Raw genomic sequence first — 16,753 nt, forward strand, 5'->3', positions numbered from 1 at the left:
CCTTCGCGCGGATGACGCCAACCACCGGTGACCGTTTACGGTCGCGGCACCAGGCACCGCCCCTGCCAGGGTTTCTGCGCGCCCCGGGCGCCCGGGGCGATTGGTGTTTGCGCGGTGCCCGTCGGTGTTCTCGGAGTTCCACCCCTACGCGCGCGCCGTCGCCAGGCCCCAGACCGTCAGCGCGACGGCCGCGCTCGTGACCAGGGTGTAGGCGGTCACCCGGCCACCGCCCAGCGCTCGGGGATCTTCGGCGGTCCGCGACCACAGCGGTCGCGGTTCGCACCACAGATACGTCAGGAACCCGGCGCCCGTGAGGAGGGTCGAGACGTACCAGTGCCCCGGATTGGCCCGGGGCCTGTCACGGAACGCGATGGCGGCGAGTACGGCCAGACCGCAGGCGAGCACGGCCCAGCGCAGCCACTCCTGCGGGATGAAGCGCCAGTAGAGGACGGGGACGAATGCCGATATGCCGCCCAGTTCTGACAGTGGGTCGTCCTCGGCGAAGGTGACGGTCTTCCCCTGGGCGCGGGCCTCGCGCCGCACCGTGTCCTCGAAGATCCGGACGCCGCCGGGGCTGAGCGGGAGTTCGCTGAAGCGGTGGGTGACCTCCTTGTCACCGAGGAAGCCGGTCGACCAGCTCGCCCGGACCTCCAGGAGATCCGTCTGCCGGACGTGCACGACGGGTGATCCGTCGCGTCCGGCGTCCCGCACCAGGTCGGACACGCCGGCCTGGGCGGGCAGCAGGTGCGACATCCCGCTGAGCGTTCCGGCCAGCAGGAGCAGCAGGGCCGCCGCCCGCAGGGGACGGTCCGGTATGCGCCGAACCGCCCGGCTCGGCAGGGATGTCGCCTTCACTTGTGTCGGTTCTCCTTATTCACGGATGGTCATCGTGTAGTAGTAGGTCTGGTGCACACTGGCCATCTGGTGGCCCTGACCTCGCTCCATGCCGATCCCCGTCCAGTCCGGCAGGTGGAACAGGGACTTGGTGCCCGTGTTGTTGAAGGCCGCGACGGCTACGGTGAACTCCCGCCTCTTCTTGTTGATGTTCACCACCTGGAAGACCTCGTTGTAGGACCCGAGGAAGGCGTCGGGTGTACCCGTGCCCCCCTGCCCGTCCGTCTTCATCCCCCACAGGTCCTTGAAGAGGTTGGTCTTGGGGTCACTATACGAAGCGTCACCACCGAGCATGGACGGCGGCAGGTCCCAGTCCGCGTCGACAGACCTGGTCAGGTACTTCAGCAGTTCCCGGTTGTGCGGGCCGGTCGCCAGCTGCTGTGTGATCCTGGCCCCCGCACCGAAGGTGAGGGCGCCGCCCTTGCCGTCGAGCCACCGCTGCAGCACGTCCTGCCAGACGACGTCGGAGGTCTGGCCCTGCAGGTCGGCGCAGCCGGCGGCGACGCCGGAGCTGACTTCGGCCCCCTCGGTGCACGGCTTCATGTTGCCCCCGAGGACGTACACGTAGTTGCGCAGCTCGATGGCCAGCCTCTTGTTCAGTCCCTTCTGCGTGTTCACGAGGGCGTTGAGCGCATTCTGGCAGGCCTGGTCGCACCCGGGTGCGGGAGCCGTCGCCGGGCCGCGCGGGGTGTTGGGGATGCCGCCGCTCGTGTGCTGGCCGGACGGCTTGCCGTTCACCACCAGCGGCGGACGGTGTCCGCAGCGGCAGGCCCGGTTCAGGCCGGTGGGGTCGCTGTAGTTGACGGGATCGTTCGCGGAGTAGCTGTAGGAGCTGAGCTTCTGCGGTTCGTACGGCGACTGCACCGGGTCCGTGGACAGGAACCGCCCCAGCTGGGGATCGTAGACACGCGCGCCCAGCAGCGAGAAGCCCGTCGAGTCGTCCTCGGCCTTGCCGAGGAAGCCGCGGTCGCTGCCGCCGGCCAGGCCGGTGGCCCCGCGCTGTGCCCCGAACGGCGTGTACCGGCGCCGGGTGACGACCCCGGCCACGCTCACCGCGAGCTGTGTGGACGCCTGCCCGTCTCCGAGCAGCCAGGTCAGCACGCCACCTGCGGAGCCGTCTGCGGTGCGCATGGCGAGACTGGCGTCCCCCGCGCTGTAGTAGCGGGTGGCCCTGGCCGCCGCCGTGCCCGACTTGTGCAGCTCGTGGCCGTCCAGGTAGAGGACGTTCTCCTGCTTCGAGGTGCGCAGGAGGACGTCGCCGTCCGCGTCGTAGACGTACCGGGTGGTCTCGTCGCCGCCGGTCTGCTTCTGGGTGATGGAGGCCAGCCGGCGCTCCGGGGTCCAGTCGAGGGTGGAGGCGACCCCGCCGAAGGTACGGCTCTTCAGCTGGCCTGCGGCGTCGTAGCCATAGATGTCCGTGCCCGAGGGCGAGGTCACCGAGGCGACGGCGTGCGGGTGCGGCCGGTCCGGGGTGTAGGTGGACTCGTCGGCGCTGTAGCCGGCGTAGCCGTAGTCCTTCTTCACCGACCCGCTCCGGGTGGTGTCGATGACGGCCTGGACGTTGCCCATCCGGTCGTAGGCGTACTTCGTCTGGTACGGCGCCGGTCCCGCGAAGTCGGACTGCGGTGTGCTGCCGCAGCTGGTTGCCGCGGTGGTCCAGGCGTCCGTGAGCCGGTTCAGGTCGTCGTAGCCGAAGCACTCCTGCTGGTTGTCGGCCGAGGCGCGCAGCGCGGTGACCGCGCCGGAGTTGTCTCGGGTGTAGGTGTCGTCCTGGACCTTGGTGCCGGTGCCGTTCTTCACGGTGGTGGTGACGATGTTCTTCAGCCAGCCGGTGCCGTTGGCGTCGTCGTAGGCGAAGGTCCGGGTGAGGGATGTGCCCGTGCCCGCGGTGCCGAAGCCGCGCGAGGTGAGCCGGCCCAGGCCGTCATAGCCGGTCCCGGACAGATAGGTGGTCAGGGCGCTGGAGACCTTGGAGAGCCTGCCCTGTGTGGTGTAGTCCGTGGTGACGGTCTCCCGGGGCAGGCCGCCGATCGCCGGGTAGTCCACCGAGGTGACGTGATCGACGGAGTCGTAGCCGTACCCGAAGGTGTACGAGCCCGCGAGACCTGCGCCGTCGTCCGGCACGGTGACCGTCTTCGACGTCGGGCGTCCGCCGGCGTCGTAGGTGTTCACCTTGGCGGTGTAGGCCTGCCCGCCGGAGTAGGTGGTGGACGCGGCCGGCAGGCCCTTGCCACCGGTGGCGGAGTCGTACGTCCGGCTGGTGAGCACGGTGGTGCCCTGCTTGGTCTTGGTGGACCGCATCAGGTTGTCGTACTCGTACGTGAGGACGGTCTTGTTGGCGTCCTCGGTGGTCAGCACCTGGCCGTTGGCGTCGTACGTCGTCGAACTCGCGCCGGCGTCGGGGTCCTCGGTGGTGAGCCGGTCACCCGCCCAGTTGTAGGTGTAGTGGGTGGTGTTGCCGCGCGAGTCGTGGATGTACTTCAGCTTCCCGCTGCGCGTGTACTCGTACGAGGTGGTGTACGACTCGGCACCGATGTGCTCGACCACCTTCTCGGTGCGGCCGTAGACGTCCGTGTAGGTGTCGACGGGGCCGCCGGTGGGCGGGAAGACCGTGGTCAGGTCGGCGCCGCCGTAGCGGGTGACGGTCTTGTTGACCGGCTGGACCACACCGTTGACCTGGATCTGGCTCAGGGTGGTGCGCCCGGCCCAGTCGACCTCCGCGTCGGTGTACGACGGCAGGTCGGCGACGGCCGCGTTCACCGGGCCCGAGCCGGTCGCCCCGGAGTTGTAGAACGGCGCCGAGGTGCCGGCCACGTTGCCCGAGGAGTCGTAGCGGGTCACGGTCACGGTGCGGCCCGTGCCCGTGGCCGACGGCTCCTGCTTCTCGCGTTCCCGGCCCAGCCCGTCGCTGTAGACGACCGACTTGGCGTAGGTCGCGCTCTTCTGGAGGGTCTCGGTGGTGGTTCTCATGTCGGCGCCGGTGGCCACATCGGGCACGCCCGTCTCCGAGGCGGCGACCGGGACGTCATAGGCGAACTTCATGGACGGGTTGCCGTCGGGGTAGTTCGCGGACTCGGTCGGTTTGAAGACCTGGGCGAGACGGCCCACGGCGTCGTAGACGACATGGGTGGTGTTGCCGTTGGCGTCCACGGTCTTCCAGGGGCGGCCGAAGAACCGGGAGTCGTACTCCGTGCTCGTCATCGCCGTGGCCGGGCCGGCGGTGCCGTCCGGGTCCGGAGTCGTGGTGGTGATGCCGTCGAGCGGCCAGGACGTCGGCGGGTTGTAGGCCGTCGTGGTCAGGTTGTTCTTGCCGTCCCAGGCCTTGATCCGGCGTCCGGCGTCGTCGTAGTCGCTCTTCGCGGCGCGGAAGGTGGCGGCGTCGGTGTAGACGCGTACCTCCGTGGCGTTGCCGTCGGTCAGTTTCGTGTCGTTCTCGGTGAACGAGGCCGCGTGATCGTAGAACGTGACGGTCCGCTTGTCCTGGTGCAGGGTGTCCAGCCCAGCCGCCTGGTCCTCCGCCTGGGTGGTGCAGGAGACGCTGTAGTGCCGTTCGTCGTCCTGGTACACCATCCAGCGCTTGGTACCGGTCCCGTCGAGCGTGTCGGTGTTGTAGGTGCGGCCGTACTCGGTGCAGGTGTTGTCGGAGACGCCTGTCGCACCCCAGTCGTCGATCCGCATCGGCAGGCCGAACGTGGTGGAGGCCGTCTCGTTGTCGTCGTACTCGTTCTCGACGATGTGCTCACGCCAGGTGGCCGGGTCGTCGGAGGACGTCGCCAGCTTCTCCAGGCTCCGGGTCCGGTCCTCGCGGACGATCCGCGCGTCCGGAAGGCCCGTGTACTGCGCGGTGTTGTGCGTCCAGTACTCGTGCCACTGCCGGGACTGCGCCTTGTCCTCGTGGTCGCGGCTCGACGTCTCCAGCGTCCTGCCCGCGAGCCACGGCGAGTCCGTCCACTCCTTGCCGTCGGAGTCGGCGATCTTCACCGTCCGTGTCTGCGCCGGGTCCGTCTTGGACGTCCGGTCCCCGTCGAGGCCCCGGTAGAGCCAGTAGTACGTGGAGTGCTTGTTGCCGCCGGCTCCCGTGGTCACCAGCACCTTGCCGTAGCCACGCCACTCCGACCAGGACTCGTCCTCGTCCTTGCCGATCGGGTCGGCCGTGAAGCGCCACCCCGGAGCACCGTCGTACTCGTAGGTCGTGGTCATCGAGGGGTCGCCGTCGGCCAGGTCACCCGGGTCGACGGCCATCTTGGTGACGACGAACTTCTTGAACCAGCCGGACTTCTCGGTCTCCGAACCCTCGGGGGTCCACTTCTGCCAGAAGCACTCGTAGTGGTTGTCCGACTGGGACGGCAGGTTGTTCGCGTCGCACTGCCGGTCGATCGCGCCGCCGTCGTCCGTGGCGTGCCCGTAGGTGGCGCTGATCACCGCGCCGGTGTCGGTGAACACCTTGTTCACCCGGCGGAAGTTCAGTTCGCCGTCGCCGACCTTGTTGTCCTGCCACTCACCGTTGAAGTTCAGCGTCGGCAGGGTGATGTCGTCGCCCGCGTAGCTGCGGCGCTGGATGTAGTCGAGCCACAGCTGATCGCCGACCGCCCCGGACGGGTCCATCAGCGCGTACTTCATCTGGTACTGACGCACGGTGTCCCAGTCGGCGGCGTTGGTGTCGCGGACCTTGACCAGGATGTCCCACAGCATGCCGCGCTGGAAGAATGTGGGGAAGTACGTCTTCCCGGCGCAGCTCTCCCCGTCCTCGGGGCCGTCGCAGATCAGGTCGACAGGCACGTCAGGGTACGACGACGGCTTGGCGTCGATCGTCGGGCAGTCCGGGGTGACGTTGTCCAGCGGGTCCTGCTCGCTCATCCGCTCGACGCACCGGTTGACGTGCTGGAAGTCGACCTGCCCGGGCAGCTGTGCACCCGGTATCTGGGAGGACCAGCCGTAGTCGATGCGCTCGAGGTAGGAGGCGGAGTCGTACGAGCGGGCCTTGTCGGCCGCCGCCACCGACCGGTAGAAGTTCGTCTCCTTCTTGTAGAAGTAGGAGTTCTCCACCTCGTTCGGCGTCACCACACGGTCGAGGTTCCACCGGTAGGCCTGCTTGCACGGGCTCGGGTACGAGGCATGGCACGGCTCACCCTCGTCGTCACCGACCACGGGCACGGTCAGGACGGAGTTCGTCTTTTCACGCTCGTTCTGGGAGTTGAGTCGCTCGGTGCGGCCCCAGCCGAAGTAGTAGCGCGTGCCGTCCTGGTGGGTGATGACCCAGAACTCGTCCGTGTTGTCGCTGCCGTAGCCGCCGTTGAGCTTCTGGACCCGCCAGCCCTCGTCGTCCTTCAGGTGGAAGGAGGCCGTTCCGGTGTTGTCCTGGACCAGCTCCGACGTGGTGCCGCCGAGGTTGATGACGTAGTTGGCGCCGTTGGGGTCGGCACCGGAGTTCGGCGAGTCCCAGCAGAGGTCACCGAAGTCCGGGTGGCCGTCCTGGCTGCAGTTCTTGTAGCGCCGCTCGATGTAGCCGACGTCGAGGTCCCAGCCCATGCCGACCCAGGAGGCCTGGTTGTTCGAAGCCGACGTACGGCCGTCGATGCCCTGGGAGTTGTAGTTGAGGGAGACCTCGGGGGCCTGGCCCATCGGGGGGTCGGGTATCTCGATCGGCACCGAGTAGGTGAAGGCGCCGGAGCCGAGCGAGACGTCCCACTTGCCGGTGGGTGACAGGGTGCTCGCCCGGTAGTCGCCCTTGTCGGACGAGGACCCCGAGGTCAGCGTGTACACGGCCGGATCGGAGACGGCATACATGCCGGACATCTGCTCGGTCTGCGGAGCCGCCTGGACCGTCGCGGTCAGGGTCTGCCGGCCGCTGTCGTTGTGTGCCGGGACGTACTGCGCCTTCTGGCAGGCCTTGGCCTCGGGGGTGGTCGCGGCGCAGGCCGGCAGCCTGACCATCCGCAGCCGGTGCGCGAAGTCACCGCCGTAGGCGCGGGCGAAGCCAGAGTAGTCGATGGACACGTCTACCGCGCCCGTCGTGGCGCCGCCGTCCCTGCGGGCCACCCGCACTCCGAGGCCGAGGCCCCCGGCCGCCTCGGCCTTCTTGCGGTCCAGCACCTGCAGTTCGACCTTGGCCGGGGCTCGGCCCGCCGGCTTCGCGGCGGACGCGGGCCGCGCGGCCGTCGGCCGTACGGTCACCACGGACGCCTTGGCCGGCCCGCTCCCCGCCCGAAGGTCGAGCGTGACCTTCACAGGCTTGGGCCAGGACGCCTTGGGCGCCTTCTTCAGGGTCGGCTCGGTGGCTTGCGGAACGGGCGTGTCCAACGCCCTGGCTCGCACACTCGGTTCGCCGCCCTTGGGCAGCGCGGCCGCCGCCGTCACCGGTGCGAGCACCAGAGCGGACAGCAGACCGGCCATCAGCCCACTGCCGACCAGCGCGGCCATGCCGCGCGAGCGCAATCGTCTCACAGACTTCAGCTCAGCTTTCTTGGAGAACCGACGCACGTCGACCACTCGCGCCCACCGGCGGCTGCTGTGCCCGGCTGTGTGTTCGCTGTGCACCGATCGCGACAGCGGCACGGACCCTAGGCGTCATTGGAATGTCCTGTCCAGTTCAAGGGAAGGTCAAGTTCCGGACACTGTCGCATTCGTCGAACTTCTGACAAGATCCGTGCCCGTCACCTGTGAGAGATCGCAACAGTGGACGTACGCCCAGGTCAGGGCCATCGGTCCACCTGGGGAGGGAAATCAGATGCGACGTACATCCCGTTTCGGGGCGTCGAGGATCGCCGCTGTTCTCAGTGCCATCGTGCTCGCCGCCGGACTCCAGTTGGGCACCGCGCCCGAGGCCGCGGCCGCCGTGGCCGAGGGCCCCGTCTTCAACAAGCCCACCGGCACCGAGGCCGAGCAGCAGGCGATCCGCACGCAGTTGCTGACGTTCATCGGCACCGCGGCGCCCGGGTCCGACATCAAGGTGGCGATGTACCACCTGTGGGACGAGGAGGTGGCCCAGGCTCTCGCCGACGCGCACACCGTCCGCGGGGTCAACGTCCAGGTGATGCTGGACCATTCGAGTTCGACATCGGCCACGGACACCTCGTACGGCATCCTCACGACCGCGCTGGGCACCGACCGGACCCAGGGGTCCTTCGTCGGCACCTGCCCGGCAAAGCAGTCCTGCCTCGGCGATCCCGATGTCCTGCCCAGCAATGGCCTCAACCACAACAAGTTCTGGCTGTTCTCCCAGGTCGACGGGGCCTCCGACCTCGTGGTGCAGAGTTCCTCGAACATGTCCCCCTCGGCCTACAGCCGCATGTGGAACAACGCGTTCGTGCTGCCGTTCAACGTTCCGATGTACACGGCGTACACGAACTACTTCGCCAAGCTGAAGGCGATGGACTGGCGGAGCTGGGCCTACGCCTCGACCACGTCGAGCCCGTTCAAGGTGTACTTCTTCCCCTACCCGGGCTCGGGGAACACCAACGACACCATCTGGAACGTCCTCGACAACGTGACCTGCAAGTACACCTCGGGCGGCGTGGCCAAGCAGACCAAGATCCGCGTCGCCGTGCTCCGGCTCACCCGGCAGGGTGTCGCCGAGAAGCTGACGGCTCTGCAGAAGGCCGGCTGCTCCGTCGACGTCGTGTATGCCGAGACCGACAGCGCCGCCGGCACCGGCACGCCGGGCACCTGGGAGGCGCTGCACGTCTCCGGCGGTCCCGCCGTCCGCTGCTACAACTGGGACGAGGACGGTGACCCCGCCACCACCAACTCGGTCATCCACTCCAAGTACCTGCTGATCGACGGCATGTACGACGGAGCGGTCAACAAGGTGCTGTGGACCGGGAGCCACAACTATTCCGGCCCCTCGCTCCGGGAGAACGACGAGGCGCTGCTCAAGGTGGACAACTCGGCGTACCACGACGCCTACGTCAGCAACTTCAACGCGGTGAAGGCCGCCGCGGTCCCCGGCACCGCCGACGGCACCGACGCCTGCAAGGGCGTCACCAAGACGGCCGACTGAGCCCACGGGAAGCCCGGCGGATACCCGTTCCACCGAACTAGGCGGAACGGGTCAATTCGCGGCAGAGCCATGCGCCCAACCGGTTTGATACAGGACCAATTCAGTAGCCTCTTTGGAGATTTCGACGCCGGAGGCCGCTATGCGCAATTTCCACCTCAAGATCTACGATGCCAACATCCCCGCCCAAGAGCACCTCTGCGCGGCCTTCGTCACAGCCACCGTGTGCGAGGAAAAGGTCCACACACAGCTGGCGGAGAGCACCAACAAACCCCGGTGGCACTGGGCCCACACGTTCACTAATGCGCGGTCGGACTGCCGCATCAAGCTTGCGATCTACGCCGACCAGACACCCGACTCGCCTGATCGACTGGGGTCGGCTGAGATGACCGTCGGCGAATTCCTGCACGGCAAGGAGGACATGAAGCAGACCGTCAGCGCCGGAGACTGCTCCCTCACCGTCTCGGCCCGGTGGGAGTGACTGACAACTAGTAGTGCAACTGCGTACGCGTCTCTCTCGGAAGCCTGTCTGCCGCGCGCTGCGAGGTGGTCGGCCGGCGCGGTGAGCTGGCCGTGTCGCGGCGAAGGCCGCTGCGCGCTTCTCCTCCGCAGGGCAGCGTCAGCGAACCGTCGGCCACCGGTTCTCGTGCGGCGTCCAGACGACGCAGCACGCCTCGCGTACGCACACCGGCTCCAGGCCGGGCACAAGTAGCCGCATCATGCGCTTCAGGAAGGCGTTCTGCTGCTGTGTATGCGCTGCCGGGCGCTCCACGAAACGGCTTCCCGCGCCGTGCGCGATTGGTAGACGATCGGCGGCATGGCCGGTCCGGGCGTCTCTGCGCATCACCGTCACCGTCCCGCGCACAAGCCGCGCTCCTGACGCGAGCGCCAACTCCACCACCACAGCACCTACGGCCAGTACCGCTTGGTCAACGCCAAGAGCGGCAAGTGTCTGAACGTGAACGGTGCGAGCAAGCAGAACGGCGCCGACCTCATCCAGTGGCCGTGCAGCGACGCGGCCAACAGCCGCTTCCGGATCATCGACTGACGCTGTTCCCCGCCGTCCGCCCCTGCCTGCGCGGCTGGGGCGGACGGCGCCGGCGGGCACACGCAGGCACGAATCGGCTGACACGGCAAACCGCCGCACCACACGGTGAGCCGCCATCCTCATCCGGGCACGGCGCTGACCAAGGAGACACAGCGCGGTGAGTGGAAGTTGCCGCACCAGTCCGGCTGTCACCGGCGAGGCAAGCGGCTTGTCACCCTTTCTGACTCGGCAGCATTTCTGTCACCGGCTGCGGGAGGGTGTGTGACGGGCCCGACGGTTCATTGGATCAGGTCGGTGTGTGGATGTCCGGGGGAGGTCGGGCAGACGTAGATCTGCATGTTGTCCGTGCTGCCTACTTCCACCCTCGTCGGCTGCGAGGGATCCTGGCCCGCGTAGTAGGAGCCGGCGAGGGCGGTGGCCTGGTCTTCCTCCGGCGCCCAGCTGTGACCTTCACCGCCGTCCCACTCCCAGGAGGCGATCGTCAGCAGCGGGACCATTCGCACCTGGCACACAGCGCAGTACCGGGGGTTCGGGTCGGTGCGGCCCCAGGGGGGCCAGCCGCCGACCTTCCAGCCGGGTGCGTTGCCCAGATGTATGGAATAGAAGTCGCGCGGATACTCCGCATAGGAGGGATCCACGTCGGCGCCGGCTGCCTGCCACCTGTTCCAGTCCTCCAGCATCCGCTGCAGCTCCGGGCTCAGATCCAGGCTGTTGGGGTACTCGGTGATCGCTTCCGGCGCCAGCACGCACGGCTCCGGCACGTAACCCGGATAGTCCGCCTCGTACGGTTCCGGTGGTGTGGCGAGGATGTCGCCGACGTCCGCGGCCGACCGCCAGAACAGTGCGGTCGCCGGCTTGTAATCCGGTTCGTGCTCGTACGGGCACCAGAGAATCTGAAGCAGATCGGCCTGCCCGGGCGGCCGCAACAGGGGTATGTCACGCAGGAACAGCTGAGCCACGGGCAGCATCGGGACCGGGCATTCGGCGGGCCATGGAGGGCCGGCGTCGAGCCGTTCGGCGAGCCGCGCGGCATTGCGCTCCTTGAGCGCTTCCTCCTCGGGCGTGAACACGGGAGGCCGGTCGTCAGGGCGCCACCGGGACTGCAAGCGTCTCTGGAGCCGCACTTCGGTCGGTGACTGGCGGAATCCGGTGTCCACGTGCAGGTGCGCGTCTTCGCAGTGCGGCCACGGCTCCCCTGCCGGCCACAGCAACGGCCCGCCGACCGAGCTGTCTCTGCTCGAAGGCGACCCCGGACGCGGATGCAGCCGGATGGCGGGTCGCGCCAACGGAGCCAGCTCGGGAAAGACCGCGGTCACCTCGACGGGCCGCGGCGGAGTAGTGCGTACGAAACCCATGCCGGTGATCCTGTCACCAGCCACCGACAGTCCTTCACCCCGATCTGCGCATCGCGGTGAACGTATGCCGTCAGAGCACTGGACGGCGCACCGAGCCGACGCCGACGCACAAGTCCCGCAGACCGGGCCGACTCGGCGAGCTGGTGCCGCTTCATGCTGCGCACGGTGACGGTCGGGCTCAGCCATCCCGCTCGACAACCGCCGGGCAACGTGGGGGTCCGTGGTGCCGGCGGTGTGGGTGATCTCGGGACCACCCTCGCCGCCGTGTACGACGCCGAGCCAAGTTCTCGCCCGTAACGTGGTGTTGGTGTCGCGGCCCCGTTCGCCGAACAGCCGGAGCGGTTGTGCTGTGAGGCTTGCCTTGCCGGACCCGCATTACCGATCAGTTCGGGCCGCCGGTTGTGACCGGCGCGGGTGGACGGCCGGAGGGCTGGGAGGGGCACCGTACGGGCCAGGAGCCGGCGCGAGTGTGAAGGAGACCGTTACGACCCCTGGGGGGGTCTCTTCATCCCAACTGGCCCGACATCGGCACCTGGTGGCCCTACGGCACTCCCCGCACCGAGCGCGGCCACGGCACTCGCCGGAGCCACCCGAGCGACCGCGTACCGGCGAAGCGCTCCGGACGTCTCCGGGCGGGGCACCTGTTGGCCCGGGGTACCGCGCGGCCGCCGAACGCACCTGCGAACGACGGCCCGACCGGAATCAGAGGCTCAGAGCTTGGTGAAGCACATCGTGGAGCCGAGGCCCCTGCGGGTGACCTTGATGCCGTAGTCGTACTCGGTCCCGCACTGCTGGCCCGCGACCACCAGGTCGCCCATCTTGTACTCGGCCTTCGGTGAGTCGCAGTCGACGACCGTCGGAACCGGACTGCCCTGAGGGTCCTCGACCGTGACACAGTCGCCGATGGTGGGGTTGTGCGACGCCGCCTCGGCATCCTTCTTCGCCTTGCCGCCGTTGGGGTCGGTGTTGTAGTCCCAGACCCAGTAGCCGAGGGCACCGAAGACCGCTATGACGATGACGGCGGACCTCAACACCCGTCCCAGTCCGCCCGGCTGCGGTCGCTGCGGCCCGCGGGGAGCCTGCGGCTGCTGAGGGCGACCGTACGGTGCCTGCGGCTGCTGGGCGTGACCGTACGGCGCCTGTGGCTGCTGCGGGTGACCGTACGGTGCCTGCGGCTGCCCGTACGGCGGCTGATTCTGGTACTGCGGTGGAGGCGTCGACATGCCTGTGCTACCCCGTGGTTGAGCGGCGGATGGTGATCAGTGCGAGCGCGAGACTATCCCCCGGCATGGCCCGGCCACCAATGGCGATCATGGAAGACCCGCAGGACTGGGCAGGGGGCTCGCAGTTGATGGGCCCCATGCAGTAGGCGTCGGAGACCTCGACCCGTTCGAGGAATGGAGGGACCGACTGCATGTCGTGGAGACGCCGAGCACGCCTCTGCCCAACTGCAGGCGGTCCGCTATGGCACGGTACGGCTCTTCCGGCATGACAAGCGCACCGCACCGCGGCCGGTGACCGCGGGGCCGCCTTCCCTGCGCGCAGTAGCCGGGTGGCTTCTCCGGCGCCCGGACGTCGGTGGTGGCGTGGGCGCACGCCCTGGCAGTACCGCCGGTTCACGGCCTGTGCGCGGCCGATGCGAACAGGCCCTCCGGGTCGTACGCGGCGCGGGTGCGTTCGAGCCGCTCCCCGTGCGAGCCGAAGACCGAGCCCCGCAGCCCGCTCGCGTCCTCGCCGAGCCCGGCGAAGTTGACGTACGTCCCGCCGCTGGAGAACGGCTTCATCGCGTCCCATGCCGAACGCGCCCACGCGATGGAGGCCTCGTCCAGCGCGGGGTCCCGCCAGCCCGCGTCGATGCTCAGGTTGTAGCGCGCGGACCGGTGCGCGAACGCGCTGTCATCGGGGCCCACGCGCGCCACGGCGCCGCCCAGGGTGCGGATGACGATCAGGCTTTCCGGAGTCGGCCGGCGGGAGTCCCAGTCCACCAGGGCCCGGATGGCCTCGTCCGTCAGTTCCTCCATGAAGTGCGATTTCATGAAGTAGCGTTCGCCGTCGGGGAACCGCCAGGTGTTCGCGCTCTGCAGCGTGACGTACGGCAGGGTTCCGCTCAGGTCCAGGAGCGGCGGGCCCAGTTCGCGCTGCGGCGCCAGCGCGGCAGTGGCACCGTCGCCCGGCGGGCCGCCGTACACGGCACCGACGATCACGCACTTCGACCGGTGCAGTTCCTGTGGGATCGCAGGGTCGGCGGGGACGCTCCAGAGCAGGATCTCCGGCGTGACCGTCTCCGGCGCGGCGTGGGTCGCGTCCCGCCAGGCCCGCAGCACTTCCTCGGCGCGCTCGTACGGGTGGAGAGCCAGCACCCCGGCCACCTCCGGACCAAGCACATGCAGGCCGAACTCGAAGGAAGTGACAACGCCCAGGCCGCGGCCCCCGCCGCGCGCCGCCCAGAACATGTCGGGCTCCTCGTCCCGGCTCGCCGTACGCACCGTGCCGTCCGCGGTGACGACCTCCAGCGAGCGGACGCTGTCGCAGCTCAGCCCGAACGTCCGCATCACGAACCCGAAGCCGCCGCCGAGGGTGAGACCGGCGATCCCGGTCGCCGAGATCTCCCCACCGGGCGTGACCAGCCCGTGCAGTTGGGTCTCACGGTCCAGTTCGCCCCAGGTCACGCCCGCCTGAGCACGCGCGGTGCGGGCCGAGGGGTCGACGTGCACGCCCTTCATGCGCGACAGGTCGATCACCAGGCCGTCGTCGCACACAGCGCTCCCCGCGACCTGGTGCCCGCCGCCACGGATGCTCACGACCGGCCGGTGCTCGCGCGCGGCCGCCACCGCCTCGACGACATCGGCCGTCCCGGCGCACCGAGCGATCGCCACGGGTCGGCGGTCGATCAACCCGTTCCATACGGCCCGCGCCTCGTCGTAGCCGGGGCTACTGCGGTCGATCACCTCGCCGCGCAGAGAGGAGCGGAGCCGTTCGGTCAGGGACCGGTCACGTGCCTCTGTCTGCTCGCTCGGCATGGGCCTCACCTCTCCGGGGCGCGCAATGCGAGCTGCTCACCGGTCCACGCTATGCCGGAGCGGACGCCCCTGCATTGCGGGGAGGTCCGGTCCGATCCGGACCGGTCAGAGGCCAGGCAACCCGCTCGGCCACTCCCAGCGATTCCGCCATCAGCGCTCCCGTGGTTTCCTGCGGTCCGCCGGGCAGAGTCGTCGCGGTTCGGTCCTGCGTGCCGTTGGCCGTCATTCTGCCCGTGCGATGAGCAGGGCAACGTCGTCGTGGCCGCCGGGCTGCCGGAGTTGCTGCAGCAGTCGGTCGCAGGTGTCTTCCGCGGAGGGGTCCGGCCGTGTGAGGAGGGAAAGGAGGTCGTTCAGGCGTTCGTCGATGGGGTTGTTGCGGGTTTCGACCAATCCGTCGGTGTAGAAGACCAGTTGATCACCGGGTTTCAGATCGAGGGTGATGGACTCGAAGAGGACGCCACCCACACCGAGCGGGGCGCCCGTGGGGAGATCGAGGAGTTCCGGTGATCGGCCGGGCCCCGTCAGGACCGGGGGCAGATGGCCGGCAGAGGCCACCTGCAGGCGGGCGTGGTGGGGGTCGTAGATGGCGTACACGCACGTGGCGAGGTACGGGTCCAGGCCGAGGATGATCTCGTCGAGATGCTTGAGGATCCGGGCAGGGCCGAGGTTGAGGTTGGCGAGGGTCGCGGTGGCGGTGCGCAGCCGGCCCATCGTGGTGGCGGCCTCGATGCCACTGCCCATGACGTCGCCGACCGTGAGGGCCGTGCGGTCGTCCCTGAGTGTGATGACGTCGTACCAGTCGCCGCCGACCTCGCTGAACGCCTGGGCCGGCAGGTAGCGGGCGGCGACCTCCAGCCCAGGGTGCCGGGGCGAGACTTGCGGCAGCAGGCTGCGCTGGAGGGTCTCGGCAGCACTGCGGATGTGATGGTGGAGGACGGCGTTGTCGATGCTCAGTGCCGCGATCGAGGCGAGTTCGCAGGCGAGGGCGACGTCGTCGTCGTCAAAGGGCAGAGGATTTCCGGCGCGGGCCAGACCCATGACGCCGATGACCTGCTCCCGCGCGATGAGGGGTACCGCCAGGTCGCTGTGCACACCGGCCTCGGCGAGCAGGCGGGCGGCCTCGGGATCGGCGGCGATCCGACCGTGTTCACCGCTGGCCACGTGGCTGATCAGGTGGGGTTCGCGGGTGCGGACGACATGAGCCGCCGGGTGGTCGGCATGGTACGTGGCGAGCCGGCCGGGCGGCACGATCGCCCGGGCGGCGTCGGTGGGGTACGCGGTCTTCACCGCCAGGACGCGGAACAGGGCCGGGCCCTCGCCCGTGTCCGTGCGGCCCGTCTGCAAGATCGAGTCCAGGAGGTCCACGGCGACCATGTCGGCCAGATCGGGCACGACGACCTCGGCCAGTTCCTGGGCGGTCCGCTCCACCTCCAAGGTGGTGCCGATCCGGGCCGAGCCCCTGGCCACCAGGCGCAGGCGCTGCTGGGCCCGGTCGGCCCTTCTGGCTGCCTCGTACCGGTCGGTGACGTCCACCACCACGTTGGCGATGCCCAGCACAGTCCCGTGCTGGTCCTCCAGCCGGTACAACGACATCGCCCAGGCATGGTCGCTTCCCTGGTCGGCGGCCGCAGGGCCCACCACTTGCTGGTCCACCACCGGGATTCCCGACGCCAGCACCTGCCGCATCTCCGCCTCCACGGCGCGGAAGGAGGCACCGGGCATGATCTCGGCGAATGTGCGTCCGACGTGGTCGGCCACGGGGACGCTGTGCATCGCTGCCATGGCCGGGTTGACCGCCAGGTAGCGCAGGTCGGTGTCCAGGATCGCCAGCCCGATCGGCGCCTGGGTGACCAGCCGAGTGGACAGCGCCACGCTGCGCTCGACCTGCCGCAGCGTGGACCGGTCGGTCGCCAGCCCCAGAGCGTAATGGTCACCGACGCTGTCCGTCAGCCGCATATTGCGGAATTCAACCATCCGGGTGCTGCCGTCCTTGTGCCGGATCGGGAAGGCGCCGGCCCAGCCCCGGCCGGTCTCCATCACCTGAGCGAACAGCATGATCGCCGCATCCTGGTGTTCCGGGTGCAGGAGCAGCGGAGCCGCGTACTGCCCGAGCGCCTCGGTGCCGGTGTAGCCGAAGAGCTGCTCGGCCTGGGGGCTCCACATGTCGATCCGGCCGTCGGCCTCCAGCAGCACCGCAGCGACGCCCAGCAGATCCATCAAGCCGCTCGGGCTCGACGCGGTGTCCTCCGGATGGTCCGGTTCGTTTGGGTGCTGTTCCGCCGAAGTCATCGCACCGACTCCTTTCACCTGCTGACCACGCCGGCGTGCCCGGGTGACCGCGACGATCGTGTGATGCGGCCTTCCTACAGGTCAGCGGCCCTATTCAAGATGGGGTGCGGAAGCCAGGAGGGCCAGCGGGACGCGCCGCCGGCTTCGTCAT

The 16,753-nt window shown here is 69.0% G+C and carries 9 protein-coding genes and 1 pseudogene; 3 read left to right on the forward strand and 7 right to left on the reverse strand.

Annotated elements, in window-relative coordinates:
• Positions 1 to 144: 144 nt before the first annotated feature.
• Together JK359_RS32130 and JK359_RS32135 are read right to left on the reverse strand one after the other, a co-directional pair.
• Positions 145 to 855 carry a hypothetical protein gene (locus tag JK359_RS32130; protein ID WP_201843108.1) on the reverse strand — a complete coding sequence of 237 codons (711 nt, stop codon included), beginning with the start codon at positions 853 to 855 and terminating at the stop codon, positions 145 to 147.
• A gap of 15 nt (positions 856 to 870) precedes the next feature.
• On the reverse strand, positions 871 to 7,338 hold the full coding sequence (locus tag JK359_RS32135) for an RHS repeat-associated core domain-containing protein (RefSeq protein WP_201843109.1): 6,468 nt from the start codon (positions 7,336 to 7,338) through the stop codon (positions 871 to 873).
• Positions 7,339 to 7,621: 283 nt separating this feature from the next.
• Here JK359_RS32135 and JK359_RS32140 point away from each other — a divergent pair, with 283 nt between their 5' ends.
• Positions 7,622 to 8,893 (forward strand): phospholipase D-like domain-containing protein, encoded by a 1,272-nt coding sequence (locus JK359_RS32140; protein WP_201843110.1) that lies wholly within the window; start codon positions 7,622 to 7,624, stop codon positions 8,891 to 8,893.
• A 112-nt stretch (positions 8,894 to 9,005) separates the two neighbouring features.
• Positions 9,006 to 9,371 (forward strand): hypothetical protein, encoded by a 366-nt coding sequence (locus JK359_RS32145; RefSeq protein WP_201843111.1) that lies wholly within the window; start codon positions 9,006 to 9,008, stop codon positions 9,369 to 9,371.
• A gap of 138 nt (positions 9,372 to 9,509) precedes the next feature.
• On the opposite strand, the gene JK359_RS32150 is transcribed toward JK359_RS32145, so the two are convergent.
• Positions 9,510 to 9,791, reverse strand: coding sequence for a hypothetical protein (locus tag JK359_RS32150; protein WP_201843112.1), 282 nt, complete (start codon positions 9,789 to 9,791; stop codon positions 9,510 to 9,512).
• A gap of 15 nt (positions 9,792 to 9,806) precedes the next feature.
• On the opposite strand from JK359_RS32150, the pseudogene JK359_RS32155 reads away from it, so the two are divergent.
• Positions 9,807 to 9,938 (forward strand): annotated as a pseudogene (locus JK359_RS32155) (RICIN domain-containing protein); the annotation flags it as partial.
• 278 nt (positions 9,939 to 10,216) lie between these two features.
• Here JK359_RS32155 and JK359_RS32160 read toward each other — a convergent pair.
• From JK359_RS32160 to JK359_RS32175, 4 genes are all read right to left on the reverse strand, one after another.
• Complete coding sequence (locus JK359_RS32160) at positions 10,217 to 11,293, reverse strand: hypothetical protein (protein WP_201843155.1); 1,077 nt, start codon at positions 11,291 to 11,293, stop codon at positions 10,217 to 10,219.
• Positions 11,294 to 12,003: 710 nt separating this feature from the next.
• Complete coding sequence (locus tag JK359_RS39455; RefSeq protein WP_236678802.1) at positions 12,004 to 12,324, reverse strand: LppU/SCO3897 family protein; 321 nt, start codon at positions 12,322 to 12,324, stop codon at positions 12,004 to 12,006.
• A 585-nt stretch (positions 12,325 to 12,909) separates the two neighbouring features.
• On the reverse strand, positions 12,910 to 14,313 hold the full coding sequence (locus JK359_RS32170) for an FAD-binding oxidoreductase (protein WP_201843115.1): 1,404 nt from the start codon (positions 14,311 to 14,313) through the stop codon (positions 12,910 to 12,912).
• A gap of 222 nt (positions 14,314 to 14,535) precedes the next feature.
• Positions 14,536 to 16,602, reverse strand: a complete 2,067-nt coding sequence (locus JK359_RS32175; protein ID WP_201843116.1) for a SpoIIE family protein phosphatase — start codon at positions 16,600 to 16,602, stop codon at positions 14,536 to 14,538.
• Between the last annotated feature and the right edge of the window lie 151 nt (positions 16,603 to 16,753).

The organism is Streptomyces actinomycinicus (assembly GCF_016741775.1).
In the GTDB taxonomy this organism is placed as follows: Bacteria; Actinomycetota; Actinomycetes; order Streptomycetales; family Streptomycetaceae; genus Streptomyces; species Streptomyces actinomycinicus.